The sequence below is a fragment of the Protaetiibacter larvae genome, from assembly GCF_008365275.1.
GTDB lineage: Bacteria > Actinomycetota > Actinomycetes > Actinomycetales > Microbacteriaceae > Homoserinibacter > Homoserinibacter larvae.
Genome location: NZ_CP043504.1, coordinates 407727 through 433254, shown reverse-complemented (window position 1 = coordinate 433254; position 25528 = coordinate 407727). Strand labels below are relative to the sequence as shown.

The window sequence follows — 25528 nt, the reverse complement described above, 5'->3', positions numbered from 1 at the left end:
CTCGCTCCTCAGTCGATGGGGTGGTGGATGGTGACGAGCTTGCGCCCGTCGGGGAAGGTGGCCTCGACCTGCACCTCGTGGAGCATCTCGGGCACCCCCGCGAGCACCTGCTCGCGGCGCAGCACGGTGCGTCCGGCGTTCATGAGCTCCGGAACGCTGCGACCCTCGCGGGCCCCCTCGAGCACCCAGTTCGAGATGAGCGCCACCGCCTCGGGGTAGTTGAGCGCGATCCCCCGGCTGAGCCGGTCGCGCGCGACCATGCCGGCGACGGCCAGCAGGAGCTTCTCGGTGTCGGCCGGGGTGAGGTGCACGGTGCGACTCCTCCTCGATGCGGTGGCGGAACCCTGACGCCGGGCGCAACCCAGCGTGGTCGGGCGATGTCAGGAGTGTGACACATCTCTCGTGCCCGGAAATCCGCCCATGAGGAGCGATTCGCGCAACTACCCTGTATTTGCAAGGGACTCAGGGCGACTGCCTCGGAATCGTTAACAAACTCGACATGCGAGAGAAATGGCAGTGTAATGCCGCGGCTCCATGGTGAGAGCACTGCAGCAGTCGGCGTAGTTCTGCCGTCGCATCACGAGCAACCCTTCACCAGCGGTCACCGGGTCAGTCGATCCATCCGAGCGGACGTCGTCGTCGCGCGCCGAACTCGGCGCGCGTGGGCGTGCCCGGCGGCCGTCCCACACATCGAACGGAGTACTGCATGATCATCACGCGTAGACGGCGCCCCCAGGCGCTCGTCACGGCAGGCGCGCTCACCGCGAGCGCCGCCCTCCTCCTCTCCGGCTGCGGCGCGCAGGTCGGCGACGAGAAGGCCGCACCCGTCTCGTCCGAGAGCTGCGTCGACACCTCGGGCGACAGCATCAAGCTGGGCTTCCTCAACTCGCTCACCGGCGGCATGGCGATCTCCGAGAAGACGGTCTCCAACGTGCTGCACATGGCCGCGGACGAGATCAACGCCGACGGCGGCATCCTCGGCAAGCAGATCGACTACATCCAGGAGGACGGCGCCACCGACTGGCCGACCTTCGCCGAGAAGACCGAGAAGCTGCTCACCCAGGACTGCGTCGCGGCCATCTTCGGCGGCTGGACCTCCTCCTCCCGCAAGGCCGTCAAGCCGGTCGTCGAGGAGCACAACGGCCTGTTCTTCTACCCCGTGCAGTACGAGGGCCTCGAGGCGTCGCCCAACATCTACTACACGGGTGCGACGACCAACCAGCAGATCATCCCGGCGATGGACTTCCTCGCCTCCCAGGGAGTGAAGACGCTGTTCCTGGCCGGATCCGACTACGTCTTCCCGCGCACCGCGAACGCGATCATCAAGCTGTACGCCGCCGAGCTCGGCATCGAGATCGTCGGCGAGGAGTACGTGCCGCTCGACAAGGACGACTGGACCACGCAGGTGGCGAAGATCGTGGAGGCGAAGCCCGACTTCATCTTCAACACGATCAACGGCTCCTCGAACGTCGGCTTCATCAAGGCCTACTACGACGCCGGCCTCAGCCCCGAGACGACGCCGATCATCTCGGTGTCGATCGCCGAGGAGGAGGCGCCCGCCATGGGCCACGAGGTCACGGGCAACTACGCCTCGTGGAACTACTTCCAGTCGCTCGAGACCCCCAACAACCCCTCGTTCATCGAGCGGTGGAAGGCCTACCCGGGCAGCAGCGGCGTCACCTCCGACCCGATGGAGGCCGCGTACATCTCGCTGTACCTGTACAAGGCGCTCGTCGAGAAGGCCGGATCCTTCGACGTCGACGCCGTGAACGCCGCGGCGAAGGCCGGCGGGATCACGGTCGACGCGCCGGAGGGCGTGGTGACCCTCGACGGGGACAACCATCACATCTCCAAGCCGGGTCACATCGGCAAGATCAACGCCGACAACCAGTTCGACATCGTCTGGGAGTCGGACGGCTTCATCGACCCCGACCCGTACCTCGAGAACTACAGCTGGTTCCCGGCCGACGTCCGCGACGCGCTCGTCGCCGCCGCGGGCTGACCCAGCCTCGCACAGGGCGGGCTCCCGTACCGCAGGCCGGTACGGGAGCCCGCCCCCGAACCTCCACCCGATCCCTCCCGCAGAGAGCGACAGCACCGTGGACGCATTCATCCCGCCACTGCTCAACGGCACCGCGCAGGGCGCGCTGCTGCTGCTGGCGGCGCTCGGCCTCTCGCTGACCTTCGGTCAGATGGGGGTCATCAACATGGCGCACGGCGAGTTCCTCATGGCCGGCGCCTTCGTCGCCTACCTGACGCAACTCGTCATCACCTCGACCGACATCTCGATTCCCGTCGCGCTGCCGCTCGCCTTCCTCGTGGCCGGGCTGCTCGGCCTGGTGCTCGAGGCCACCATCATCCGCTGGATGTATCGAAGGCCCCTCGACACCCTGCTGGCGACCGTCGGCGTGAGCCTCATCCTGCAGCAGGCGGCGCTGCAGATCTTCCCCTCCCAGGGCGTGCCGGTGCAGAAGCCCGGCTGGCTGGAAGGGCAGCTCGACGTGTTCGGCTACGGCTGGCCGCTGCGGCAGGTGTTCACCATCGTGCTCGCCGCGGTGTGCGTGGCCGCCCTCGCCGCCTGGCTCAAGTACACCGCCTTCGGTCGCCGGATCCGCGCGACGGTGCAGAACCGCGACCTCGCCGAGACCTCCGGCATCTCGACCCGCACCGTCGACCGCATCACCTTCTTCGTCGGCTCGGGGCTCGCCGGAGTCGCGGGCGTCGCCGCCTCGCTCATCGGCGGCACGAACTCCCAGATGGGCGCGCAGTACATCATCCCGGCCTTCCTCGTGGTGGTGGCCGGCGGCATCGGACAGATCAAGGGCGCCGTGCTCGCCGCGTGGGCGGTCGGCGTCGCGATGGCGTTCTTCGCCGACTGGACGACCGGCAGCCTCGCGCAGGTGCTCGTCTTCGCGCTCCTCGTGGTCTTCCTGCAGTTGCGCCCGCAAGGGCTCTTCACCATCCGCACCCGGGGGTTGACATGACGAAGCTCAGACCGTGGTTCTCGCTCATCGGGATCGGGGTCTTCGCGGTCCTGCTCCTCGTGGTCGCGCCCAACCTGCTCTCCCTGCACTGGATCAACAACCTCGGCAAGTACTGCTGCTACGCGATCGTCGCGGTCGGCATCGGCCTGGCCTGGGGCCGGGGCGGGATGCTCGTCATGGGGCAGGGGGTGTTCTTCGGCCTGGGCGCCTACGCGATGGCGATGTACCTGACCCTCGAGACGGCGGGGCCCGGCAAGATCCCGACGTTCATGATCCTGTACGACCCCCTCGCGCCGCTCCCGGCGTTCTGGGAGCCGTTCCGCAACGGCGGCTTCGCGCTCCTCGCGATCGTGCTGCTGCCGGTGATCGCCGCCACCGTGCTCGGCTTCGCGCTCTTCAAGCGCCGGGTCAAGGGCGCCTACTTCGCGATCCTCTCCCAGGCCCTCGCCGTCGCCTTGGCGACGCTCGTCAGCTCCACCATCCGCGAGACGGGCGGCGACACCGGGCTCAGCAACTTCAAGTCGTTCTTCGGCTATCTCCTCAACGACCCCGCCAACAAGGTCATGCTCTACCTGATCGCCGCCTCGGCGCTCATCCTCTGCATGCTCCTCGTCTGGCAGCTGCATCGCAGCCGATTCGGGGAGCTGCTGCTGGCCACGCGCGACGCCGAGGAGCGGGTGCGCTTCCTCGGCTACGACTCGGCGAACGTCAAGCTCGTCGCCTACGTGATCGCCGCGGTGATGGCGAGCATCGGCGGGGCGCTGTTCGTGCCGATCGTCGGCATCATCACCCCGCAGGAGATCGGCGCCGCGGCGTCCATCCTCATGATCGCCGGCGTGGCCCTCGGCGGTCGCGCCTCGCTCTTCGGCCCCGTGCTGGGGGCGATGGCGATCGGCTGGGGCCAGTCGAGCGTCGCGTCGAGCCTCCCGGAGGCGTGGGTGTACATCCTCGGCCTGCTGTTCATCCTGGTGACGCTCTTCCTGCCGAAGGGCCTGTCGTCGCTGTTCGCCCGGGTGCGCGGCGCCCTGCCGGGCGTGAAGGCGCAGGAGAGGATCCCGGCATGACCGAGCCGCTGCAGCCCGACACCGAGACCTCGGTGCAGATCACGAACCTGACCGTCGAGTTCGACGGCTTCCGGGCGGTCGACGACGTCAGTCTGCTCATGCTCAAGGGGCAGATCCACTTCCTGATCGGACCGAACGGCGCCGGCAAGACGACGCTCGTCGACGCACTCACCGGACTCGTCCCCGCGACCGGCTCCGCGATCTACCGCGGCATGGATCTGCTCGCGATGAAGACGAACAAGATCATCCGCGCGGAGGTGGGCCGCACCTTCCAGACCGCGACGGTCTTCGACGAGCTGAGCGTGCTGCAGAACCTCGACATCGCCGGGGGACTGCGCCGCCGTGCGTGGCGCTTGCCGTTCGCGCGGCGCGGGGTGCCCGACTACGTGGAGGCGGCCTTGGAGACCATCGGACTGGGCGCCGTCCGCGACAAGCCGGCCGGCATCCTCGCCCACGGTCAGAAGCAGTGGCTCGAGATCGGCATGCTGCTCGTGCAGGACGCGAAGGTGATGTTCCTCGACGAGCCGGTCGCCGGGATGAACGCCGACGAGCGCGAGGAGACGGGGGAGCTGCTGCGGCGCATCGGCGGGGATCGCACGATCATCGTCATCGAGCACGACATGGACTTCGTCCGCAGCTTCGCCGAGTGGGTGACGGTCATGCACGCCGGGAAGCTGCTCACCGCGGGGACCGTGGAACAGGTGCAGGCGGACGCCCGCGTGCAGGAGGTCTACCTCGGCACCGCCGCGGATGCCGTCGTCGAAGGCGAGGGACGCTGATGCTCGAGCTCCAGGGGGTCACGGCCGGATACGGGCGCACCCGCGTCCTGCACGACGTCAGCATCGAGGTGCCCACCGGGCGGGCGGTGTCCGTCATGGGTCACAACGGCGCCGGCAAGTCGACGCTGCTGCGCGTCGCCACCGGGCTGCTGCCGGTCATGAGCGGGCGGGTGCTCATCGACGGCGAGGACGTCACCAGGCTGCCGCCGTCGAAGCGCGTGAGGCGCGGGCTCGGCTATGTGCCCCAGGGGCAGGTGTCGTTCCCGCAGATGACGACGCTCGAGAATCTGCGGCTCGTGGCGAAGCGCCCCTCCGACATCGACGAGGTGTTCGAGCTGTTCCCCGTGCTCAAGGAGCTGCTCGGGCGCCGCGCGGGCCTGCTCTCGGGCGGGCAGCGTCAACAGCTCGCGATCGCGCGCACCCTGCTCACCAAGCCGAGGCTCCTCGTGCTCGACGAGCCGACCGAGGGCATCCAGCCGAACATCGTGGCCGACATCGAGCGCGTGATCATCGACCTCACCCGCCGCAGCGACCTCTCGGTGCTGCTCGTGGAGCAGCACGTCGGGTTCGCCCTGCGGTCGACGCACAGCTACTACGTGCTGCAGTCGGGTCGCATCACGATGACCGGGGACGGCGGCGCGGATGCCGTCGACGCGGTCCGCGGGGCGATGGCGATCTGATGACCGACTCCGCGCAATCGAAAGGGCACCACGATGCATGTACCTGACGGCTTCCTCGTCGACCACATCTCCCTCGCGACGGGCGTCGTCGCGGCGGCGGGGGTGGTGATCGCCGCGCGTCATGCCGCGCGCGAGCTCACGGTCGAGCGGTCGCCCGCGGTCGTCGCGGTGACCGGTGCGGCGATCTTCGCGGGGCAGCTGATGAACTTCCCGGTCGGCGCGGGGACGAGCGGTCACCTCATCGGGGCCGCGCTCGCCGTGACCCTCCTCGGCCCCGCCACCGCCTGCCTCGTGCTGAGCGCCGTGCTGCTTGTGCAGGCGCTCGTCTTCGCGGACGGCGGAGTGACGGCGCTCGGGACCAACATCACCCTCATGGGGATCGTCGCGGTGCTCGCCGCCTGGGGCGCCTTCGCCGGCCTGAAGCGGGTGCTCCCCGACACGCGGAGGCATGTCGCCCTCGCGAGCGCGGTGGCCGGTCTGGTGTCGGTCCCCGCCGCGGCGCTCGCCTTCGTCGGCCTGTTCGCCGTCGGCGCGCACGCCCACGTCGACGTCGGTGCGGTCTTCCGCGAGATGTTCGGCTGGCATCTGCTGATCGGGGTCGGCGAGGCGGTCATCACCGGCGGTGCGGTCGCCGCGGTGCTCGCCGCGCGGCCCGAACTCGTGCGCGGCTACGTGCCGCGGCGCGGCGGTGCGGGCTCGGCGGTGGCGGCATGACCGCCGTCGGGGTGCGTCGCCGCACCACCACCGCGTTCGTCGTGGTCGCGCTGGCGCTGTCGCTGCTCGTCGCGGGGCTGCTGCGCGCGGCGGCATCGCCGCTGCCGGACGGGCTCATGCACGTCGCGGCCGCGACCGGGTTCGCGGACAGTGCGACGGAGCACCCCCTGGCGTCCGGACCGCTCGCGGGCTACGCGGTCGCCGCGTTCGGGGCGGATGCCGGACTGCTCGGCCAGTTGCTCGGCCCGCTGCTCGTCGGCGTCGTCGGGGTCGGCGCCGTGTTCGGGATGCTCTACCTGGCGCTCGCGGTCATCGCGCGGGCGGCGGCTCGGCCGAGCTCCGATTCCGGATCGGATTGAGCAGGGCCTCGGCCGCCCACATCGCGGCGTCCGCGATATCGCGACCGCTCATCCCGAGCTCCCGCCGCATCGTGACCCAGGTGCCGGGCGAGTCGAGATGGGTGAGGGCGGCGACGAGCGCCCACCGTTCCTCGGCCGTCAGCGACGGCACCTCGAGCCGCAGCAGCCGGTCGAACCCCGGCGCGCGCCGCGCCGGGGCCGCGCCGCTTCCGCCGCGCATCGCCGCCTCGGCCACGACATGCGCGAGCTCGGAGCGGCGGTCGTAGGCCTCCATGGCCTCCCGGATCGCGAGGGGCACGTCGAAGATCGACTCCGGCTCGACCCCCGCGAACACCGTGCGCTCGATCCAGTCGGCCGCGGCCAGCAGCAGGTGCACGCGGGCCGGGAAGTTGCGGAACACGGTGCGCTCGCTCACGCCGGCGCGGAGGGCGATCACCCGGTAGGGGACGTCGTCGGTGCCGAGCTCCTCGATGAGCTCGCAGTAGGTGGAGAGGATCCCCTCCTGCGTCCGGGTGACCGCCGCGACCGGCTCACCCGTCGGCTCGGGGTGACGGCTCACGCCGCCCACGCCTCCGAGGGGAGGCTCGTCAGCAGGGTGCGCACCGTCCGCTCGAAGACCTCGCTGGTCTGCGCCGCTGAACCGTCGAGGCCGCTGCGCATCCGGGCCCAGAACATCGCCGACCCGAAGTAGCGCAGTGCGGCTGTCGTGCGGCGCAGATCGCGCGCGTTGAGCGTCGGCGCCACCGAGCGCAGCATCCGCTCGATCGAGTCGGCGAGCGGCGAGCTCGGGTTGTCGAGGGTGGGGGAGACCGAGGCGGCGCGGGCCAGCACGAAGGCGAAGGCGGGGGCCGCGTCGAACGCCCGGAACCGTTGATGCACGGTCGCGATGAACTCGGGGATCGTCGTGAAGTCGGACTCGGGGAGGCGTTCGCGCTCGATCCAGCGCGCGAGCGACTCGAGCAGATGCGATCGGGTGGGGAAGTAGCGGTAGATGGTGCGCTCCGAGACGCCGGAGTGCTCGGCGATGTCGGCGTAGGTGATGTCTTCGAAGGTGCTCTCGCGCAGCAGCGCGGCCGCGCTCGCGAGGATCGCGGCGTCGGTGTCGACTGACTCGTCCATCATGTCCCTGCTGTCCGGCTCGCCTCACCGTTGAGGCGATCAGGCGGCAGCACGTAGCGGCCGGTCTCGTCGAGGGTCAGCGCCAGTGATGAAACAAACTGCACCTCGCCGTTCGGCCCGGGTTCTGCCGAGACCAGCATATCCGGGCGTTCGAAGGTGAAGCCGGTGACATGGCAGCGGAGTTTGTCGGCCGTGGGGTTGCCGTCGTCGTCGAGCAGGGGGATCGGGATGCCGTCGTCCTGGCGCCGCAGGTAGTAGCGACCCCGGGTGGCGAGCGCGACCACCGGCGTGGTGACGAAGGCGACGACGATCGCGATGAGCACCGAGTAGGGACGCAGCGTCTCCCCGAACAGCCCCGCGAACGCCGCGAGGGAGAGCAGGGAGGCGAGCGTGACCGAGACGAGGCCGACCGGGTTCCAGTCGTGCAGCATCCCGCGCCGGAACTCCGGGAACCGCGGCGAAATCCGCAGCAGGAGCTTGTTGACGACGATGTCGCTCGAGATGGTGACGAGCCAGGCCATCACGACGTTCGCGTAGAGGCTCAGCACGAAGGAGATGAGGCTGAACACGTCGAGCAGCATGAGGGTGAGGGCGATCGCGAGGTTGAACACGACGAAGGCGCTGCGGCGCACGTAGCGTCGGGTGATCCGCGTGTAGACGTTCGACCAGGCGAGTGAGCCCGAGTAGGCGTTGGTCACGTTGATCTTCACCTGGGCGAGCACGATGAGCACGAGGGCCAGGATGAGGGCCACCCAGTCGGGGATGAGCGCCTGGTACATCCCGAGGAACTGCCGCACCGGCTCGACGGCGCGGGTGCCGAGCGTCGGGTCGATCTTGACGATGAGGTAGACCGCGAGGAACACCCCCAGCACCTGCTTGAGGCCGCTGAAGATCACCCAGCCGGGGCCGGAGAACACGAAGGAGACGCCCCAGATGGTGCGGTTCGCCCGCGTGCGCGGGGGCATCATCCGCAGGTAGTCGATCTGCTCCGCGAGCTGCGGGGTGAGGGCGAAGCACACCGAGGCGCTCGCGACCACGGCGCTGAAGGAGACCGTGCCGTCGCCCTCGCCCGGGAATACCAGGAACTCGCCGACGAGCTCCGGTTCGGTGAAGACGAGCCAGATCAGGGGCGAGAGGGCGAGCACGAGCCACAGCGGTGTCGTCCACGACTGCAGACGTTCGAGCGCGCGCATCCCGAACACGACGATGGGGATCACGACGATGGTGGAGATGACGTAGCCGACCGGAAGCGGGATGCCGGCCGCCGCATAGAGGCCTTGCGCCATGATCGCGCCCTCGAGGGCGAAGAAGATGCAGGTGAAGCCCGCGAAGATGACGGTCGTGATGATCGAGCCGTGGTAGCCGAATCCGGAGCCGCGGGCGATGAGGTCGAGGTCGAGGTTGTAGCGGGCCGCGTAGTAGGCCACCGGCAGGCCGATCGCGAAGATGATCGTGGAGGCCAGCAGGATCCCGAGCACGGCGTTCGCGGTGCCGTGCTCGAGCCCGACGCTCGCGCCGATCGAGAAGTCGGCGAGGAACGCGATGGAGCCGAGCGCGGTGGCGCCGACGGCGCCCGCGCTCCAGCGGCGGAAGCTGCGCGGGACGAAGCGGAAAGCGTAGTCCTCGAGGCTGTCCTCCGCGGCGGTGATCGCGTCGCCAGCGTTGCCCAAGGTTCACCCCCGGTGTCGGATGACGCGATTCTGCCGGGCGGGTGTTTCGGGCGTGTTGCCGCGAGGTATCGCTCGGGGGCAGGCCCCGCGGGGGCGGTGCTCGACCACGCGTGCAGCCCTGATATAGTCGTCAGGTTGACTTCGCGTCGATGCGCGCCCGTAGCTCAATGGATAGAGCATCTGACTACGGATCAGAAGGTTGGGGGTTCGAGTCCCTCCGGGCGCACCACACCCTCGGCGAGCCATTCCAGCGGCTGGCCGGTCACATGAGCCCAGCGCACGAACTGCGTGGCGCTGGGCTCGGTGAGTCCCCGCTCCCAATTCGAGACGGTCTGTCGCGCGACGCCGACCCGCACGGCGATGTCCGCCTGCTCGAGGTCTACGAGGAGCCGCGCAGCTCGTAGCCGCTTCGCGAGCCCGAGCGAGGTGTCGTTCATCAAGGTCATGGGGACACTCTAGCGGCGTGTTACAAAGAATCGCGACACGCCGCGCAATGACGTGTCGCGGCGTGTCGGTGGTAGATACTCGGCGCCATGCCCGAAAAGAGGACACCGAGCCAATCTGAGATGCGTCGGCGTGAGCGCAACCGCCAGCTGATCGCGGAGAAGCGAGCGGCGATGACGCCCGAGGAGCGCCGCGCCGCACGGGCCGAGCATGACGCCCGCTATCGCGATAGTCACCGCGCGGCTCGCCGGGAGTACGACCGCCGCCGCCGTGCCGAGGGACGCGCAGCGTGAGCGCGCCCCGGTACCGACGCAACCGACCCGAGCCGGTCGTGACGCGGGCACAGGCACTGTTCCTGGTGGTCGGCACCGCGATCGCGTCCGAGCTCGGCGTGGTCGGGTACGTGGTGCCCTTCCTGCTGTGGGGTGCCCGGTGAGCGAGGGGCGGCTCGTCCGCCGCCTGCTGCCGTTCGAGCGAGGGTTTGCGCAGCTGCCGAACAGCTGGATGCGCGATCGCGAGCTCAGCCTCAAGGCGCGAGGCCTGCTCGCCCTGCTCATGACGTTCGAGGACGGGTTCAACGTCTCGATCGCGCAGCTCGAGCGGGACGGTCACGGTGGTTACGCGTCGATCTCGACCGCCGTCGTCGAGCTCGAGAAGGCCGGCTATCTGGTGCGTCGGCCGCGACGCAAGGGTGGCCGCTTCACGGCCGACGACTGGGAGCTCGTCGACCCGACGGGCATGTCCGATCCGGCCCTGTTCGGCGGCGGCTCGGCTTATCCACAGGCCCGCGCAGACCGTCCCCGAAAATCGGGCACGGCGCCCGCTACCGTCCCCGAAAATCGCGGACGTACCGTCCCCGAAAATCGCGGAGCAGAAGAAGACTTAAAGAACACTCCTAAAGATCTACCCAGCGCTACCCCCGTACGCGCGCGTGGAGATGAGCCGTGCGCGGGCGGCTGTGGACAGCCGTGGCGCTTCCAGCCGTCGCAGTCCTACGGGCTGTGCGCTCGGTGCGTCGCCGAGCCGGGTTGGCACCTGCACCCCACCGCGGTGACCCGGTGAGCGCCGCCGAGCTCACGAGCCCGCAGCTCGCCGCCCGCCTGCACTTCCTCGCGAAGCAGCTCCGAGGCGAAGCCGACCGCCACCACGAGCACAGCCCGCTCCGCCTCGCCCTCGTGCGCGAGAGCTACCAGCTCACCTGGGCGTTCACCAGCGCCTACGCCAAAGACCCCGACCAGCGCGCCGTAGCAGAGTGCCTGGCCGACGCGGCCGTCGACCGCCTGGTCACGGTCATCACCAGACGGACCTTCGCGTCCGAGGAAGGAGGCGGGCCATGACCCGCACCACCAGCAAGAATCCGACCCTGCGCGAGCACTTCGCCCTCGCCCGCGACAAGGTCGTCACCGCAGTCCACGACAAGGCCCAGGAGGCCCACCCGAAGCAGAGCTCGACGGTCTGCGGAGCCACCCGCAACGCATCCGGCGAGCTGCTCGTCTGCGGCCTCGCCGTGCACCACCCCGGCGACCACGAAGCCGGCGCCCGCAGCTGGCGCCGCTCCTCGAGCGACGAGGAGACCGCAGCGTGAAAGACCTCGAGGCGCAGCTCGTCGCCGAACTGCTCGAGCTCGACGCGGACGCGTACGTGCACGGGTCGCTCGAGATCACCGTGCCCGCGCACAGCACGGGCTACCGGATCACCGTCGACCTGGACGACGAGGGCGAGCAGCTCGGCACCGTGGTCGGCACGCCCTTCATGCTCGCCGCGATGTCCAACGCTCTCCACCGGTACACCGTCGAGACGCAGAAGCAGCGCGCCCAGACCATGGCCGAGCTCGCAGCCAACGAGGCCGGCCGCGCCCTGCTCGTCGACGCCGCCGTGCTGGCCGCCCAGGTCGAAGCCGAGGAGAACTACCGCGAGACGACGGAGGGATTCCGTCCGTGATCCAGCGTGGCCCCGGCCTGCTCGCCGACCCTGCCGCCTCACCCGAGAAGTGGGGCGGCAGGAAGGCGCAGCAGTGGGTCGCGAAGACCCTCGCCGAGTACGGCACCACCTGCCACCTCTGCGGCCTGCCGGGTGCCAACAGCGCCGACCACGTCATCCCCATCGCCGAGGGCGGAGCCGTCTACAACCTGCTCAACCTCGGCCCCGCACACCGCCGCTGCAACTACGCCCGCGGCAAGCGCAGCATCCCCATCCGCACCGCAGTCATCGAGACCGGCCTCGCCTACTTCACCGTCCCCTGAGACGCGACCGATTCTCTAGTTCGAGGTGTGCTGGACACCCCAGCGCAGCCCCGTCCATTTTCTTTCAGCCCTCCACACAAAACCGGAAAACGCGCGAGAACGGAACGACGATGACCGAGCCGACCGAAGACCAGCCGACCCTCCCCGGGCTCGAGCTCGGCGAGCTCCGCGGCCCCCTTCGCGAGGCCGTCGTCATCACCCTCGCGGCCCTCGAGGCAGACGGTCTGCTCGGGCCCCGGCACACCGCCATGGCGCAGCTCGCGCTCACGCTCGCCGACGCCGTCGAGCGCGGCACCTACAGCGGCCGGGCCTCCGCCGCTGCCATGGCCGCCGGCCAACTCCGCGACACCCTGCTCGCGCTCCCCGCCCCGCTCGAGGCCGACGTCGCCGACCGGTTCAACCGCTTCCTCCTCGCCCTCGAAGCCGAGGCCAACCAGTGACCGGTCGGCGCCAGCTCGAGCACCTGGTGCTCGAGTTCGAGCGGCACCCCGACACCGTGCCAATCGACCGGTTCGAGGAGACCGCTACCGGGCGGGTCCGTTGCGTGCTCTGCCATCGCGAGGGGTGGCGCGGCTACGTCGGCCCCACCCCGACGCCCCCTGGCCGCCGCGATCGCAATCGCTGGAGTGTCTGGCACCCGTGGTCGCCGTGGCAGCTCGGATGCCTCGTCCCGCACGACTGGCCATGCTCGTGCGGCCGGCGGTTCCCGAGCTACGCGAACCTCTGGAAGCACCTCGGCGCACCTCGGCCCCAGGGATGGGGACGTCAGGAGCCGCCGGTGCACGTCCCGCAGCTCGTCTGCTCATGGCCCCGGGCAGCGGCATGAGCGCGCCGGCGAAGTACGCGACGCCGCGGGACCCATCGCGGCGCACCTACGGGCCGCGCATCGCGAAGATCGCCGCGGCGCTCGGCAAGCCGCCCATGCCCTGGCAGCAGCAGGTCTACGACGTCGGCACCGAGCTCGACGGCAACGGGCACCTGTACTACGAGCTCGTGCTCGTCACCGTCCCGCGGCAGTCGGGCAAGACCACCCTCGTCGGGCCGGTGCAGCTGGACCGCGTCATCACGAGACCCGGCATCCGGTGCTTCTACACCGCCCAGTCGGGCAAGGACGCCCGCAAGCGGTTCGAGGACCTCGTGAACCTGGTGACCGCGTCGCCGCTGCACGAGCTCGCCCACTACCGGTGGTCGGCCGGCGACGAGGGCATCAGCTTCCCGAACGGCTCGGCGCTCAAGCTGTTCGCCCCGACCCGCGACGCGATCCACGGCGAGACGCCGCCGCTGGTCACCTTCGACGAGATCTGGAAGTACGACGAGATGCTCGGCGACGCGCTGCTCGAGGGCGCCGTGTTCCCCGCGCAGCAGAACCTCGTCGGCAACCGTCAGGTGTGGATGATCTCGACCGCCGGCACCGCCGAGAGCGTCTTCATGCGCAAGTGGGTCGAGCGCGGCCGCGCGAACGTCGAGGCGCAGCTGGCAGGTCGCCCGCTCCCGTGGCCCCGGCTCGCGTACTTCGAATGGGGCATGGCCGACGGCGACGACCCCTACGACCCGGCCACCTACGAGCGGTTCCACCCCGCAGTCGGCCACCTCGTCACCGGGCAGGACCTCGTCGACATGTCGATGTCGCACGGCGAGCGGATGCGAGCCCTCTGCAACGTGTGGGTCGAGGCCGCCGACCCGATCTTCTCCGCAGAGGACTGGGCCGCCCTCACCGGCACTCCCACCCCGCCGTCGCGCCGCGAGCTCGCGATCACCTACGACGTCGCTGCCGACGGCGAGTCCGGCGTCATCATGGCCACCTGGCGCACCGAGGACGGCCACCCCGCCACCCGCGTGCTCCACTCGGCACCCGGCACCGTGTGGATGGTCGAGCTGCTCGCCCGCCTCCACCGCGACTGGAAGCCGGCCGTCCTCGGCGCCGACGACGGCGGCAACACCCGCCGCATCACCGACGAGCTGCGCCGCCTCCTCGGCGACGACGCCGTCACCACCACCGACGGCAAGGCGTTCTCGACCGCCTGCGACGTGCTTCTCACCGCCGCCCGCCAATCCGAGCTCATCCACGACGGCTCCCGCACCCTCGCCAACGCGATCGCGCACCTGGTGCTCAAGCAGGTCGGCGAAGTCACCCGCTTCTCCCGCACCGCCTCCACCGGCCCCATCGCCGCCCTCGTCGCGGCCGCCGTCGGCCTCTGGCTCTACGACCACCGCGAGACCGTGCCCACCACCTTCGACATCCACATCTGAGACACGCCATAAGCGCTACGCCCGAAATCAGGACACACAACAAAGAATCGTGGCGTGGGTCGTCTTCAGAGCTTCGCGCGCCGGGCGCTCGGCATCGTCGGTCGCCCGTACGCGTCGCAGTTCGCCGACGGCGAGCTCGCGCAGATCACGCTGCAGCACTGGCTCGGCGCGCTCCCCGCCTACGTGCACGTGAACCGGGCCAACGCGATGAAGGTCGCCTCCGTCGCCGCAGCACGCCACGTCATCGCCGGCACCGCCGGCCGCATTCCCCTCGTCGCCCGCAAGGACGGCGCCCGAGTCCCCGCCCAGCCGTCGCTCCTCGTGCAGCCCGAGCGGGGCGTGCCGCGATCGACGACGATGACCTGGACATACGACGCGCTGTTCTTCCAGTCCTGCACCTGGTGGCACGTCACCGAGCGCGACGCCTACGGGTGGCCGGCGTGGGTCGAGTGGGTGCCGCTCGCCAAGGCCGGCCTCGACAACGAGGGCCGCCTCATCAAGGTCGGCGACACCCCCGTGCGCCCCGAAGACGTCATCCGCTTCGACAGCCCCCTCGGCGAGGGCTTCCTGCACAACGCCGGCAAGATCGTCCAGCGTGCGATCGCGCTCGACCTCGCCGCCTCCAAAGCCGAGGACTCCCCGATCCCCGCCGTCGAGCTGCACGACGAGCTCGGCGTCGAGCTGCCCCAGGACAAGATCGACGACCTGCTCGACAAGTGGGCCGCCGCCCGCCGCACCCGCGGCGTCGCCTACACCCCGAAGGGCCTCAAGGTCATTCCGCACGGCAAGCCGGCGGATGCGCTCATCATCGACGGCCGCAAGACGATCTCGCTCGACGTCATCCGCGAGGCGAACCTGCCCGCATGGGCCGCGTCGACCGCGATCGAGGGCGCCACGATGACCTACGACAACCGGTCCCTGCGCAACTGGGAGCTGCTCGACCTCACCCTCGGCTCCTACTTCGAGGCCGTCGCCGGCCGCCTCGCCATGCCCGACGTCACCCCCCGCGGCTGGACCGTCGAGGCCGACACCGACCGGCTCACCCGCGACGACATGAAGACCCGCTTCGAGGCGTACCAGATCGGCAAGACCGCCGGCTTCATCGACAACGCCTGGATCGCCGCCCAGGAAGGGTGGGCCACCGTCCCCGCCGACACCCCCGGAGGAACCGAATGAACCGCGCCCAGCTCGACGCGCTCCTGCGCGCCGGCCTCATCACCGCCGAGCAGCACGCCGCCGCCCTCACCGCCCTCACCGCCGGCACCCGCCCCGCCCTCGACCTGCACCTCGCCGTCGGCGCCGTCCGCCTCGAGGTGGACACCGACGACAGCGGCGAGCAGACCGGCGTCGTGCACGCCGACGTCGTCACCCGCTACGACGAGATCATCGAGTCGCACGGCATGGTCATCCACACCGGCGCCCTCGTCCCGCGCGAGCCGCTCACCCGCAACAAGCTCATGCGCGACCACGACCACACCCAGCCCGTCGGCTACATGCTCGACGTCGACGACGCCCGCCAGTCCGCATCCTGGCAGGTCGCCTCCACCGAGGTCGACCGCGTCTCCCAGGAGATCAACGACCACCTCCGCGACGGCCTCTCCGTCGGCTTCACCATCCACGAGTACGAGTTCGACGAGAACTGGGTGCTCCACATCTACCGCGCCGACTGGTACGAAACCAGCCTCTGCGCGGTCCCCGCCGTCCAGGAGGCCGGCGTCTCATCCGTTGCCGCCGCCCTGGCAACCGCACGAAAGGAACACCGCACCATGAACCGAGCACAGCTCGCGGCGGCCCTCGCGGCCGGCCAGATCACCCAGGAGCAGCACGACGCCGCACTCGCGGCGCTCGACACGCTCGAGGGACACCGCCCCCCGACCGTCGACCCCGCAGTCGCCGCCGGCCCCCAGCTCAACGAGCACCAGGCGCCCCCGCCCGTCCAGGTCCTCGGCGAGACGATGAACGTCCGGCAGGTGTCCGAGCGTCTCGCCGCCGCCGCCCAGTCCGGCAGCCTCGCCGCCGTGCAGCTCGCGATCTCCGACATCCTCCCGGCCGACGACGCCGGCACCGGCTTCGTCGGCCGGGAGAACTGGCAGGGCGAGCTGTTCACCGCGAACGACCCCCGCCGCCCGTGGATCGACGCATTCGGCGCCACCCAGGAGCTCACCGGCATCAAGGGCAAGGGCTGGCGCTGGGTCGACCAGCCCGACGTCGCGGAGTACGCCGGCACCCCGAGCGACGTCCCCTCCAACGACATCGAGACCGAGTCCGTCGAGTTCACCGCATTCCGCATCGCCGGCGGATGGGGCGTCGACCGCATCTTCGAGGACCTCGCCGACACCGAGTTCTGGTCCTCGTTCTGGCCCGCTGCGACCCGCTCCTACATCCGCCAGTCGAACGCCGGCATCCGCACCCGCACCCTCGCGGCCGCCGCCGCCCCCGGCGCGATCACCGCTGGCGCCGGCGGCACCGCGACCGTCGCAGCCGGCGGCGTGCTCGCGCTGCTCAAGCAGGTCATCCGCGACGTGCGCGCGATCGAGGGCGGCATCGCCAACCGCGTGTTCCTCGGAGCGACCCAGTTCGGCCTCCTCGAGGACGTGCCCACCGAGGACCTGCCCCTGTGGCTCAAGTCCGCCGAGATCGGCCTCGACATCGCAGCCGGAGACGCGAACGTCGGCCGCCTCAGCATCCAGCTGGACAGCACCCTCAACGCCAACCAGGCGGTCGCGTTCGACAGCCGCGCCGCCGTGGTGCGCGAGAAGTCCCCGTTCCACCTCGAGGCGAACGCGATCGGCAAGGGCCGCATCGACGTCGGCATCTTCTCGTACCTGCGCTTCGAGCCGAACGACCCCCGGCTCATCGTGAAGCGCACCTACGGCGAGGTGCTGCCGAGCTGACCGACCACCTGCCCCGGCGCCCGGCCGCGCCGGGGCAGGTGCCCCCCACGAGGAGAACACCATGCCCGACCCCACACCCCGCACCAGCTGGCACGACGTCCCCAGCCTCCGCGCGACGTGGGCCGGTGCGCCCTCCAACGACCAGCGCCTCGCCGACCTCCTCGCCACGGCCCGCGAGTGGGTCGAACTCAACGCCGTCGAGCAGCTCACCCCACCCGCAGGCGACGCCCCGGCCACCATCCCCACCCGCTTCGCCGAGGCGCAGTACCTCTACGCCCGCTACATCTACGAGACCGCCCGCGTCAACGCCGGCGCCGACGAGACCGGCCTCGACGGCTACGGCGGCACCACCCCCGGCCTCACCCTCGGCCGCATCCGCGGCCGCCTCAACCCCGACCCCGCCTACCGCATCGGCTGACCATGTCCTCCCGCACCGACCTCCGCGACTACTTCGAGGCGCAGCTGCCCGCCACCATCAAGGTGTACGCCGACGCGCGCGACCTCGCCGAGCTCGAGCCCGGCTACGACGCGTTCCTGCAGCTCATCCGCACTCAGATCGAGCCAGCCAACACCCAGTCCCGCGTCATCGAGACCTTCGAGCTCACCGTGCTCATCCCTGCCTCCGACCTCAACACCGACGAGGCCGCGCTCGACGACGCATTCGATGACGTGCTGCTCGCCGTCATCCGCTCACCCGGGATGCTCTGGACCCCATCCGTCCGTGGTCGCCACCCCAACGGGCATCCCGCGATCCAGCTCAACATCACCGCAGCATCCCCCATCACCGAAACCGAGGAGTAGCACCATGGCCCAGATCCCGCTCGCCGCGCGACCGCAGAAGGACATCCGTGTCAAGGTCGGCGCCGACAACTACGAGAAACACGTCTCCGACATCAACTGGCCCTCGAACCAGACCGCCCAGTCCTGGCACGGCGGCACCCCCGACGCGATCGCCCCCGACCTCAGCGAGGGCGACCAGGTCTGCAACCTCACCTTCATCCAGGCGTGGGACGACGAGGACAGCTTCTGTCGGTTCGCGTTCGACCACGCCGGCGAGACCGTCACCATCAGCTACAAGCCGCACGCCGATTCCGACGTCGAGTTCACCGCCGAGGTGACCCTCATCCGTCCGCAGATCGGCGGCAAGGTCAACCAGTTCAACGAGTCCACGATCTCGATGCCGTCGACCGTGCCAACCCTCGTCCCGGTGCCGTAGGTCCGTGCTCGACGTCCGCCGCTCGCGCGAGCTCCAAGCCGCTCTGCTGTCCATCAAGGCAGCAGAGCGAGAGGTGCGCCTCAACATCAACAAGCGCGCCCGCACCGAGCTGCGACCGGTCTGGACAGAAGCACTCCTCGGCCACGCCCTCACCCGCCTCGAGGTGCGCGCGATCGTCCCCGGCGCCCGCATCGCCGTCGGCGCCCGCAACATCCGCGCCTACGCCGCCACCTCCACCCGGCCCCTCCGCGGTGGCCTCGTGCCCGCGATCAACTTCGCCCCCATCGAGTGGGGCGCGAAGGAACGCAAGCGCAAGCTCGAGCGCACGAGCCGCCTCGGACGCCGGCACACCGCCACCATCACCGTCGGCCGCCAGTTCCGCCCCCGTACCCGCGAGGGCTACATAGCCAGCCCCGCCGCCGCATCCGTCATCCACCGCGCGATCGCCGGATGGGTCGGCGTCATCGTCGACGAGTTCTCCCAGTTCGCCGACGTCACCCCCAGGGGCACCTGATGCCCATCGTCTTCGACTTCCTCGCCAACGTCTCCCAGTTCCTCCGCGGCACCAAGAACGTCGACGACGCGCTCGACGACGTCGCGGATAGCCTCGACGACGTCGCCCGCGACGGCGAACGCTCCACCGATCGCCTCGAGCGCAGCTTCCGCGACTTGCAGCGCGCCGCCCAAACCACCCAACGCGACGTCGCCGACGTCGGCAGCAAGGGCTACAGCAAAGTCTCCGAAGCCTCGGCCGAGTTCAAGCAGGAAGCGCTGCAGAACCTCTCCGAAGTCACCAGCTCGTTCGACGGGTCCATGTCGTCCATCCAGGACCTCGTGCAAGGTACCCTCGGCGGGCTCGCATCAAGCCTCCCCGGCATCGGCCTCGTCGCCGCCGGCGCCGCCGCCGGTGTCGGCCTCATCGGCTCAGCAATCACGGCAGTAGGCGAGGCCACCGAAGCCGACGCACAGAAGGCATCCAAGTGGGCGCAGAGCTACATCGACGCCGGCAACAACATCCTCGGCACAGCCCAGATCGTCGCCGAGTTCAATGCGATAGCACTCGACCCCGAGCGCTACAAAGAAGCCGGCACCAACGCGACCAACTGGGGCACCGACGTAACGACCGCCATGCGCGCCATGGCAGGCGATTCCACCGCCCTCCAACTGGTGCAAGACAACCTCGCCGCGATGAACGCCGAGCTCACCGCCTACGGCGAGAACCGCACCGCGCCGACGGAAGACGAGATCCAGCGATTCATGGATGTCAGCTTCGCCTACAACGCCGGATCGTCGGCGATGGCGAAGCTCAACGGCGAGATGACCGCAGGCAAAGAGATCGCCGACAACGTCTCGGACGGGCTCCTCAGCATCCTTTCGAGCGCCGGTGAGGCGACCAAGGAAGTCGACGAGCTCGGCAACGCCCTCTACACACTCCCCGACGGCACCGAGATCCTGATCAGCGCCGACACCGGTCGCGCGACGCAGAACGTCTCCACCTTCAAGGGTGACCTCGACGGCATCCCCGAGACCGTCACCACCACCGCCGTCGTCGACACAACCGCGGCAGACCAACAGCTCGAGACGTGGCGCCGCAACACGATGCGCCGCGTCGTCGAGATGAAGCTGCAGCTCATGGACCGGTACGGGCGGGAGATCTGATGGCGACCACACTCAGCTCTGGCGGCGACACCCTAACCGCGACGCTGCACCTCGGATACACCGCCACACGTCGCGGCCGCACCGTCATGCACGAGATCCTCGGGACCAACGAGCTCGCCGTGACAGGGCGGCCCGCCGGCCTGCGCAGCGGTCGCCGTGAACTGCTGTTCCGCGACGACGAGGTCGCCGTCGCGGCCGTCGAGATGCTCTCAGGCGGCGGCATCGTCACCCTCGCCGACACCGACCGCCCGGTGTTCAACATGACGTTCGTCGCAGCCGCCGTGGAGCTCGAGCTCACAAACACACGCCGCAGCTGGATCGTCCGATTCGACTTCCAGGAGCTCGCGCCGTGAGCTCGCTGATGCTGCGGGAGACGATCGCCGCCCGACTGCCGGGCGAGTTCGTCGTGACGCACCCGGAGGAGGGGCACTGGGAGACGGGGCTGATCCCGGGCGGGTTGGCGGCCGGTCCGGTGCTGCGGACGAACCTCGCGCCCGATCCGTATGGGCTCGACTTGGCGAACTTCCGCCCGGACGGCGGCACACTCACCCACTCAGCCGGCCGCATCGCCGTCGCCGTAGTAAACACCTCCCTCATCGTGATCCGCCGCACAGCGGTATCGACATCCGCGGCAGACGAAGGCTTCCCCGCCGTGGCCGGCGATCGGGTCACAGTGAGCGTCACAGGCACCCGTGGAGGAGGCTCCGTGCCGTACGTGCGGTTGCGCACAATCCTCACCCCATACCGGGCGAACAACACCGCGATGTCCGTGCTCACGGGCGCGGCGCTCGACCTCGCGACGACCGCCGCTCGGAGGGCGTGGGTGGCGACGATGCCGGCCGACACCGCCTATGTGCATGTCCAGATCAATGTCATCCGTCCGACCGGGTACGCGCCGACGGCGTACCTGGAGGAGTTCGCCGTGGAGATCGGCTCCACCGCCCCGGCCGACCCTGTGGACGCAACTTTCTTCGCCGGTGATTTCCCCGACGACACCGCGGTCCCGGGGGTCCAGTACGACTGGGTCGGCCCCGCGAATCTCAGCCCGTCGACGATGCGGGAGCTGATCGAGCTGCCGCCGCATGAGGGACTTCCGGTGTGGGTGGTCGACCACCCGGAGGAGGTGGAGGAGCTCGCGGGGATCGAGCTCGACGTGGTCGACTACCGCATTCGCCTCGACGAGTCCCGCACCCCGTACGTCGAGGCGGAACTCACATGCAGCGCCCCCAAGCCCGGCGTCTTCCAGGTGATCGACCCGCGCGACCGGCTGCGGCTCGAGGTGGACCTGACTCGTGAGCGGCTCGACACCGGCGCGATCCAGGAGCGCAGCTTCGACCTGGTGCTGCACGCGCGCGAGCTCGACGCCGGCGCTGCGACGGTCACCCTGACCGGCCGCAGCGACGAGGCGGCCCTGTTCGACGACATCCTCGGCGGCACCGTGGTCGACGACTCCGCCGAGGCGCACCAGGGCAGCCTGCGCGACATCATCGACAACCTGCTGACCGCGTTCGACGCGGAGCTCGCCCCGGGCGACGCGGATGCCGACTTCACGATCACCGACCCGGTGCGAGACGCCGACACTCTGAAGCGGGAGCCGGGCGAGCGGGCGTGGGACTTCCTGTCGAGCCTGGTGGAGGCCGCCGGCCTGCGACTGTTCTGTGACGAGCAGCGTGTGTGGCGGCTCGTCGATCCTGCGACGTACGCGCTCGAGGGGTCGGTGCGCATCGCCGCCGCCCACAACGCGACCGCAGCTCGAGACCGGATCGACCTTGCCGAAGCATCCACCGGCCCCGGGTTCGCCGAGACGATCGTGGTCCGCTACAGGTGGACCGACAGCCTGGGCGTCCAGCAGACCGTCTATGAGGCTGCCGGCGCACCGCACGGCATCGGACGGCTGATCGAGGTGACCCGCCCCTACCCCGGCCCCGGCGCCGCCCAGTCGGCGCTGCGCCGAGCCGAGGGGAAGGGCCGCACCCTCGACCCGGAGGCCCTCACCGACCTGACCGCCACCCCCGGGATGACGGTCGTCGCGACGATCCCCGGCACCCCCACCCAGGTCGGCATCGTGTCCTCGGTCGAGTTCCGCAGCGACGGGACGATGCAGGTCGGCACCCGCGGCATCGTCGACACCCCCGACACGGCGTGGCTGTTCGCGGAGGGCGACTGGACGGATGTGACGGGCATCCCGTGGACCGACATCGACGAGCAGGGAGAGTAACCATGGCGATCGGAGACAAGGCGGCCGCGAAAGGACTCTACGTGGTGGAGGCGACCGACGACCACGCGGTCGGCTATCAGGACATCAACCGGCGCGGCGACGAGCTCGCGGACGAGATCGACGCGCGAGCCGCCGGCGACGCGGCCGCGTTCCCTGCCTCGAAGATCATCATCTCCGACACCTTCCCCGCGGTCGTCAACGGCGGGCTCCTGTTCAAGGTGGTCTGATGCCCGAGTACGCCGTCACCCTCGACCCGCGTGTGCGCCTGGTGCTCGCCGTGTCCGAGGGCACCCCCGCGGCAGGGTGGCCGATCACCGCGGCCCTGTACCTCGAGCGGCTGTCGGGGACCGGTCGCTGGTCGAACTACACCGACAACTCCTGGTCGATCACCGTCGACGGGCAGGAGCTCGAGGGGTCGGGCACCTACGACCTCCGCGGCACCGTACCGCCAGGCACCACCAAGCGCGACCTGCTGATCTCGCACGTCTTCACCGTCGCCGCCGCCGCGACGACCGCCGTGTCCGGAAGCTTCTCCGACCCGCGCGGCAACGTCGCAGCCGGCACAGTCGCCGCCACCTTCGCCCTGTCGCCCCGCAACCGTGCCCGCGTTGGCGTCGGCGACGCCTGGGTGGAAGCCGAGGTGTACGCGGGCGTCAACGGCATCTGGAAGCCCGCAGTCCCCTACGCCGGCGTCGACGACGCCTGGAAGCCCGTCGTGGTGTGAGAGAGGATCCCCGATGACCACCTACCGCCTGCCGTTCCCCGTCTCGACCCAGCCGAAGAATGGGCACTGGGGTGCCGAGTACCTCGACACCGGCGCGAAGCGCGCCAACCCGCACCTCGGGACCGACTTCGCCCCCGGTGCTGGGGCTGCGATCCCCGCGGTCGCCGCCGGCACCGTGGTGGCCCGCTCGAGCTCGCCGTCGAAGGTGCTCGGGTACACGCTCGAGGTCCTCCACGAGGATGGCGTGTACGCGCTCTACTGCCACATGCGCGCTGCAGCTGCGGTCGGGGCAGGCGCGCGGGTCGAACTCGGGCAGACGGTCGGCTACGTCGGCGCGACCGGAGCGGTGACCGGAGCGCACCTGCACCTCGCGTTCTCGTGGACCAAGGGTGGCGGCTCCGTCATCGGCGCCACCTTCGACCCGATCCCCTACATCGCGGCCCGCTCCGACCCAGCCGCCGAGGAAGCCCGGCGGGCGCAGGTGCGTGCGATCGCCGCGTTCCTCAACCAGCACGCCGCCAACCTCGGCCGGGCGACCACCGACGCCGACCAGGACGGCGTCCCCGGCCCGAGGTACTGGACCCTCGTGCAGGCCCTCGGCCGCGCGTGGGGCTTCTACACCGGCGGCATCGACGGCGACCCCGGCCCCCTCACCTACGCCGCCGAGGCGCACATCTGGTCGACGTGGGTCAACCTGCCCCCCGCGGCGCCTGCACCCGAACCCCAGCCTGCCCCCGAGCCGACGCCTGTCGAGCAGCCTGTCGAGCAGCCGGCCCCCGAACCCCAGCCGGAGATCCCGGCGACCCCCGAACCCGAGGAGGAACCCGTGACCGATCCGACCCCCGTCCGCCCGCCGCTGAGTGACGAGCAGCTGCAGGCGATCCTTGCCACCGCCACCAAGCTCGGCCTCGAGCAGCCCGAGCAGCCGATCATCCCCGACAAGATCGCCAAGCCGCTCTGGATCGCCCTCGCCCTCGCCGGCATCACCGTCCCCTATGCGATCGGCCTCACCGTGATCGACTGGGCCGCCTGGGGGCCGAGCGTGGCTGCGCAGGTGTCCGGCGCGACCGTTGGGTGGCTCGGTCTCATCGGCGCCACCCTCGGCCTGTCCCGCTACGCCAAGACCCGCTCGTGAGCTGGCTGCTCCCGTACCTCAGCCCCGAGGGTGAGGCGGCGGCGGTCAACGCGGCCGCCGTCATCGGTAACGCGCTCATCATCGCGATCGCCGGATGGATCGGGATCTCGCAGGAGCGCATCCGCCGGCATGCGAAAGCCACCCGCGCGCAGGTCGAGAACTCCCATCGCACGAACCTGCGCGACGACGTCGACGGACTGCAGCGGGCCGTCACCCGTATCGAGGACCACCTCGGCATCGAGCGCACCCTCGATCATCGACCGCGACGGCGACGAGGCCGATGGATCAGGTGAGGAGGTCGCGCAGCTATAGCGCGTCGTCATCCATGTGCGCCGCCCGCGAAGACGTGGGCGCGACCGGCAACAGCCCCGGTGCCTTGCGCACCGGGGCTGGCTTGTTGATGGAGCGAAGCGCGTGCGTGACGGCCAGGCGGATGACGATGTACAGCGCGACGAGGCTGATCAGCCAGCCGGCCAGCATGGCGACGACGGTCATGGGGTCCATGCCGGGGAGCGTAGCGCGCTGCCGTGGCGGGACGCAGCCTCGACAATGCCGCGCAGCCTCGTGTCGGGCAGCCGCACGTAGACGCGCACCATCGAGATGTTCGCCCACCCCATAAGCTCGGCGACCGCGTAGGAGTCGCCGTCAGCTGCGAGGTAGAACCGGGTCGCGGCGCGGTGCCGCAGCTTGTGGATCGTCCAGGGCTGCTCGAGCAGACGATTGACGCGCTTGCCAAGCCAGCGGGCCGAGACGTGCCCACCCTCGGCTCCGGGGAACAGGTAGCCGCCCCCACGGTCGACGAGCGCGCGGTGCATCGCGGAGGTGAGCGGGACGCGGCGCAGCTTGCCGCCCTTGCCGTGCACTATCAGGTCGAACCCGAGCAGTGTCGGCACGATGTCGCGTGAGTGGAGGCGGGCGATCTCGGCGCGGCGGAGGCCGTGCTCGGCGGCGAGGTCGATCCAGAGCGCCTCGTCGACGTCGGCGCGCGCGAGCGCTGCGAGGTAGACGTCGTCGGGGACCGGGTTGGGGTTGGGGTCGCCGGGCTTGACCTTCTCGAGCACCTTCGCTGGGGACCTCTTCACGTGGCCGGCGCGCTTCGCCCACCGGTAGAAGCTGTCGATCGTCGTGCGCCGGCCGCGCTGCGTTTCGCGCGCCCATTCCTGGGCCTTGATGTAGTCGACGAGCTGCTCGGAGGTCAGACACCATGGCCCGACCTCGATGCGGCGGGCGAGATGCTCGAGGTGCTGCCGCCGCGTGTACATCGTCGACGTCGCGGCCGAGCTCGCACGCTGAGCGGCGAGGTAGTCGGCGATCGCGCTCGACCAGGTGGCGGGTATCGGGTGCATGGTCCTCCCAGGGAAACGTGAGGCCGGCCG

35 protein-coding genes and 1 tRNA gene are annotated in these 25528 nt (G+C 70.1%); 29 read left to right on the top strand and 7 right to left on the bottom strand.

What is annotated here, in order from left to right; all coding sequences use genetic code 11:
* Positions 1-8 precede the first annotated feature (8 nt).
* On the bottom strand, positions 9-311 hold the full coding sequence (locus FLP23_RS02055; RefSeq protein WP_149324339.1) for an urease subunit gamma: 303 nt from the start codon (positions 309-311) through the stop codon (positions 9-11).
* A 395-nt stretch (positions 312-706) separates the two neighbouring features.
* Here FLP23_RS02055 and urtA point away from each other — a divergent pair, with 395 nt between their 5' ends.
* From urtA to FLP23_RS12165, 7 genes are all read left to right on the top strand, one after another.
* Positions 707-2002: an urea ABC transporter substrate-binding protein gene (gene urtA, locus FLP23_RS02050; RefSeq protein ID WP_149324338.1), complete on the top strand. Its 1296-nt coding sequence runs from the start codon at positions 707-709 to the stop codon at positions 2000-2002.
* 97 nt (positions 2003-2099) lie between these two features.
* Complete coding sequence (gene urtB, locus FLP23_RS02045; protein WP_149324337.1) at positions 2100-2984, top strand: urea ABC transporter permease subunit UrtB; 885 nt, start codon at positions 2100-2102, stop codon at positions 2982-2984.
* Positions 2981-4048, top strand: coding sequence for an urea ABC transporter permease subunit UrtC (gene urtC / locus FLP23_RS02040; RefSeq protein WP_149324336.1), 1068 nt, complete (start codon positions 2981-2983; stop codon positions 4046-4048). Before urtB ends, urtC begins: the two co-directional genes overlap by 4 nt.
* Positions 4045-4827 (top strand): ABC transporter ATP-binding protein, encoded by a 783-nt coding sequence (locus FLP23_RS02035; RefSeq protein ID WP_149324335.1) that lies wholly within the window; start codon positions 4045-4047, stop codon positions 4825-4827. The genes urtC and FLP23_RS02035 overlap by 4 nt, the downstream gene beginning before the upstream one ends.
* Positions 4827-5507, top strand: a complete 681-nt coding sequence (gene urtE, locus FLP23_RS02030) for an urea ABC transporter ATP-binding subunit UrtE (RefSeq protein WP_149324334.1) — start codon at positions 4827-4829, stop codon at positions 5505-5507. Before FLP23_RS02035 ends, urtE begins: the two co-directional genes overlap by 1 nt.
* 33 nt (positions 5508-5540) lie before the next feature.
* A complete protein-coding gene (locus tag FLP23_RS02025) occupies positions 5541-6221 on the top strand; it encodes an energy-coupling factor ABC transporter permease (RefSeq protein ID WP_149324333.1) in 681 nt (226 codons plus the stop codon).
* The gene (locus FLP23_RS12165) at positions 6218-6580 is read left to right on the top strand and encodes a PDGLE domain-containing protein (protein WP_168200352.1); all 363 of its coding nucleotides are present in this window, start codon (positions 6218-6220) and stop codon (positions 6578-6580) included. The genes FLP23_RS02025 and FLP23_RS12165 overlap by 4 nt, the downstream gene beginning before the upstream one ends.
* Here the strand turns inward: FLP23_RS12165 and FLP23_RS02015 are convergent.
* The 3 genes from FLP23_RS02015 to FLP23_RS02005 are packed head-to-tail and all read right to left on the bottom strand — an operon-like array spanning position 6531 to position 9369.
* Positions 6531-7139 carry a TetR/AcrR family transcriptional regulator gene (locus FLP23_RS02015; protein ID WP_149324332.1) on the bottom strand — a complete coding sequence of 203 codons (609 nt, stop codon included), beginning with the start codon at positions 7137-7139 and terminating at the stop codon, positions 6531-6533. The two genes, FLP23_RS12165 and FLP23_RS02015, sit on opposite strands and share 50 nt — an antisense overlap.
* Positions 7136-7699 carry a helix-turn-helix domain-containing protein gene (locus FLP23_RS02010; protein WP_149326144.1) on the bottom strand — a complete coding sequence of 188 codons (564 nt, stop codon included), beginning with the start codon at positions 7697-7699 and terminating at the stop codon, positions 7136-7138. Before FLP23_RS02010 ends, FLP23_RS02015 begins: the two co-directional genes overlap by 4 nt.
* Positions 7699-9369 (bottom strand): purine-cytosine permease family protein, encoded by a 1671-nt coding sequence (locus tag FLP23_RS02005; RefSeq protein WP_149324331.1) that lies wholly within the window; start codon positions 9367-9369, stop codon positions 7699-7701. The genes FLP23_RS02010 and FLP23_RS02005 overlap by 1 nt, the downstream gene beginning before the upstream one ends.
* 153 nt (positions 9370-9522) lie before the next feature.
* Here FLP23_RS02005 and FLP23_RS02000 point away from each other — a divergent pair.
* Positions 9523-9598: transfer RNA gene (locus FLP23_RS02000), tRNA-Arg, on the top strand.
* Here the strand turns inward: FLP23_RS02000 and FLP23_RS12595 are convergent.
* Positions 9561-9806 carry a helix-turn-helix domain-containing protein gene (locus FLP23_RS12595; protein WP_425468280.1) on the bottom strand — a complete coding sequence of 82 codons (246 nt, stop codon included), beginning with the start codon at positions 9804-9806 and terminating at the stop codon, positions 9561-9563. The genes FLP23_RS02000 and FLP23_RS12595 overlap by 38 nt on opposite strands.
* 296 nt (positions 9807-10102) lie before the next feature.
* Here FLP23_RS12595 and FLP23_RS12160 point away from each other — a divergent pair, with 296 nt between their 5' ends.
* The 21 genes from FLP23_RS12160 (at position 10103) to FLP23_RS12155 (ending at position 24445) form a co-directional block, all read left to right on the top strand.
* The gene (locus tag FLP23_RS12160) at positions 10103-10249 is read left to right on the top strand and encodes a hypothetical protein (RefSeq protein WP_168200351.1); all 147 of its coding nucleotides are present in this window, start codon (positions 10103-10105) and stop codon (positions 10247-10249) included.
* On the top strand, positions 10246-10875 hold the full coding sequence (locus tag FLP23_RS01990) for a hypothetical protein (protein WP_149324330.1): 630 nt from the start codon (positions 10246-10248) through the stop codon (positions 10873-10875). Before FLP23_RS12160 ends, FLP23_RS01990 begins: the two co-directional genes overlap by 4 nt.
* Positions 10872-11150: a hypothetical protein gene (locus FLP23_RS01985; RefSeq protein ID WP_149324329.1), complete on the top strand. Its 279-nt coding sequence runs from the start codon at positions 10872-10874 to the stop codon at positions 11148-11150. The genes FLP23_RS01990 and FLP23_RS01985 overlap by 4 nt, the downstream gene beginning before the upstream one ends.
* On the top strand, positions 11147-11398 hold the full coding sequence (locus tag FLP23_RS01980) for a hypothetical protein (protein WP_149324328.1): 252 nt from the start codon (positions 11147-11149) through the stop codon (positions 11396-11398). The genes FLP23_RS01985 and FLP23_RS01980 overlap by 4 nt, the downstream gene beginning before the upstream one ends.
* The gene (locus FLP23_RS01975; protein ID WP_149324327.1) at positions 11395-11754 is read left to right on the top strand and encodes a hypothetical protein; all 360 of its coding nucleotides are present in this window, start codon (positions 11395-11397) and stop codon (positions 11752-11754) included. The genes FLP23_RS01980 and FLP23_RS01975 overlap by 4 nt, the downstream gene beginning before the upstream one ends.
* Positions 11751-12056, top strand: coding sequence for an HNH endonuclease (locus tag FLP23_RS01970; protein ID WP_168200350.1), 306 nt, complete (start codon positions 11751-11753; stop codon positions 12054-12056). The genes FLP23_RS01975 and FLP23_RS01970 overlap by 4 nt, the downstream gene beginning before the upstream one ends.
* A gap of 110 nt (positions 12057-12166) precedes the next feature.
* Complete coding sequence (locus FLP23_RS01965; RefSeq protein WP_149324325.1) at positions 12167-12496, top strand: hypothetical protein; 330 nt, start codon at positions 12167-12169, stop codon at positions 12494-12496.
* Between the two features lie 382 nt (positions 12497-12878).
* Entirely contained in the window at positions 12879-14306 is a 1428-nt protein-coding gene (locus FLP23_RS01960; protein WP_149324324.1) for a terminase large subunit domain-containing protein, read from the top strand.
* 54 nt (positions 14307-14360) lie between these two features.
* On the top strand, positions 14361-15482 hold the full coding sequence (locus FLP23_RS01955) for a phage portal protein (protein ID WP_149324323.1): 1122 nt from the start codon (positions 14361-14363) through the stop codon (positions 15480-15482).
* The gene (locus tag FLP23_RS01950) at positions 15479-17200 is read left to right on the top strand and encodes an HK97 family phage prohead protease (RefSeq protein WP_149324322.1); all 1722 of its coding nucleotides are present in this window, start codon (positions 15479-15481) and stop codon (positions 17198-17200) included. The genes FLP23_RS01955 and FLP23_RS01950 overlap by 4 nt, the downstream gene beginning before the upstream one ends.
* 61 nt (positions 17201-17261) lie before the next feature.
* On the top strand, positions 17262-17618 hold the full coding sequence (locus tag FLP23_RS01945; protein ID WP_149324321.1) for a hypothetical protein: 357 nt from the start codon (positions 17262-17264) through the stop codon (positions 17616-17618).
* A 2-nt stretch (positions 17619-17620) separates the two neighbouring features.
* Positions 17621-18001: a hypothetical protein gene (locus FLP23_RS01940; RefSeq protein ID WP_149324320.1), complete on the top strand. Its 381-nt coding sequence runs from the start codon at positions 17621-17623 to the stop codon at positions 17999-18001.
* Positions 18002-18005: 4 nt separating this feature from the next.
* Positions 18006-18416 (top strand): hypothetical protein, encoded by a 411-nt coding sequence (locus tag FLP23_RS01935; protein ID WP_149324319.1) that lies wholly within the window; start codon positions 18006-18008, stop codon positions 18414-18416.
* A 4-nt stretch (positions 18417-18420) separates the two neighbouring features.
* The gene (locus tag FLP23_RS01930; protein ID WP_149324318.1) at positions 18421-18930 is read left to right on the top strand and encodes a hypothetical protein; all 510 of its coding nucleotides are present in this window, start codon (positions 18421-18423) and stop codon (positions 18928-18930) included.
* A complete protein-coding gene (locus FLP23_RS01925; RefSeq protein WP_149324317.1) occupies positions 18930-20075 on the top strand; it encodes a hypothetical protein in 1146 nt (381 codons plus the stop codon). Before FLP23_RS01930 ends, FLP23_RS01925 begins: the two co-directional genes overlap by 1 nt.
* Positions 20075-20428, top strand: a complete 354-nt coding sequence (locus tag FLP23_RS01920; protein WP_149324316.1) for a hypothetical protein — start codon at positions 20075-20077, stop codon at positions 20426-20428. Before FLP23_RS01925 ends, FLP23_RS01920 begins: the two co-directional genes overlap by 1 nt.
* Positions 20425-22293, top strand: coding sequence for a hypothetical protein (locus FLP23_RS01915; protein ID WP_149324315.1), 1869 nt, complete (start codon positions 20425-20427; stop codon positions 22291-22293). Before FLP23_RS01920 ends, FLP23_RS01915 begins: the two co-directional genes overlap by 4 nt.
* Positions 22294-22295: 2 nt before the next feature.
* Positions 22296-22520: a hypothetical protein gene (locus FLP23_RS01910; RefSeq protein ID WP_149324314.1), complete on the top strand. Its 225-nt coding sequence runs from the start codon at positions 22296-22298 to the stop codon at positions 22518-22520.
* The gene (locus FLP23_RS01905) at positions 22520-23017 is read left to right on the top strand and encodes a hypothetical protein (protein WP_149324313.1); all 498 of its coding nucleotides are present in this window, start codon (positions 22520-22522) and stop codon (positions 23015-23017) included. Before FLP23_RS01910 ends, FLP23_RS01905 begins: the two co-directional genes overlap by 1 nt.
* 13 nt (positions 23018-23030) lie before the next feature.
* Complete coding sequence (locus tag FLP23_RS01900) at positions 23031-24152, top strand: M23 family metallopeptidase (RefSeq protein WP_149324312.1); 1122 nt, start codon at positions 23031-23033, stop codon at positions 24150-24152.
* Positions 24149-24445 carry a hypothetical protein gene (locus tag FLP23_RS12155; protein WP_168200349.1) on the top strand — a complete coding sequence of 99 codons (297 nt, stop codon included), beginning with the start codon at positions 24149-24151 and terminating at the stop codon, positions 24443-24445. The genes FLP23_RS01900 and FLP23_RS12155 overlap by 4 nt, the downstream gene beginning before the upstream one ends.
* Positions 24446-24458: 13 nt before the next feature.
* On the opposite strand, the gene FLP23_RS01890 is transcribed toward FLP23_RS12155, so the two are convergent.
* Both FLP23_RS01890 and FLP23_RS01885 read right to left on the bottom strand, forming a co-directional pair.
* Entirely contained in the window at positions 24459-24656 is a 198-nt protein-coding gene (locus FLP23_RS01890; RefSeq protein ID WP_149324310.1) for a hypothetical protein, read from the bottom strand.
* The gene (locus tag FLP23_RS01885) at positions 24644-25498 is read right to left on the bottom strand and encodes a tyrosine-type recombinase/integrase (RefSeq protein WP_149324309.1); all 855 of its coding nucleotides are present in this window, start codon (positions 25496-25498) and stop codon (positions 24644-24646) included. Before FLP23_RS01885 ends, FLP23_RS01890 begins: the two co-directional genes overlap by 13 nt.
* Positions 25499-25528: the final 30 nt, after the last annotated feature.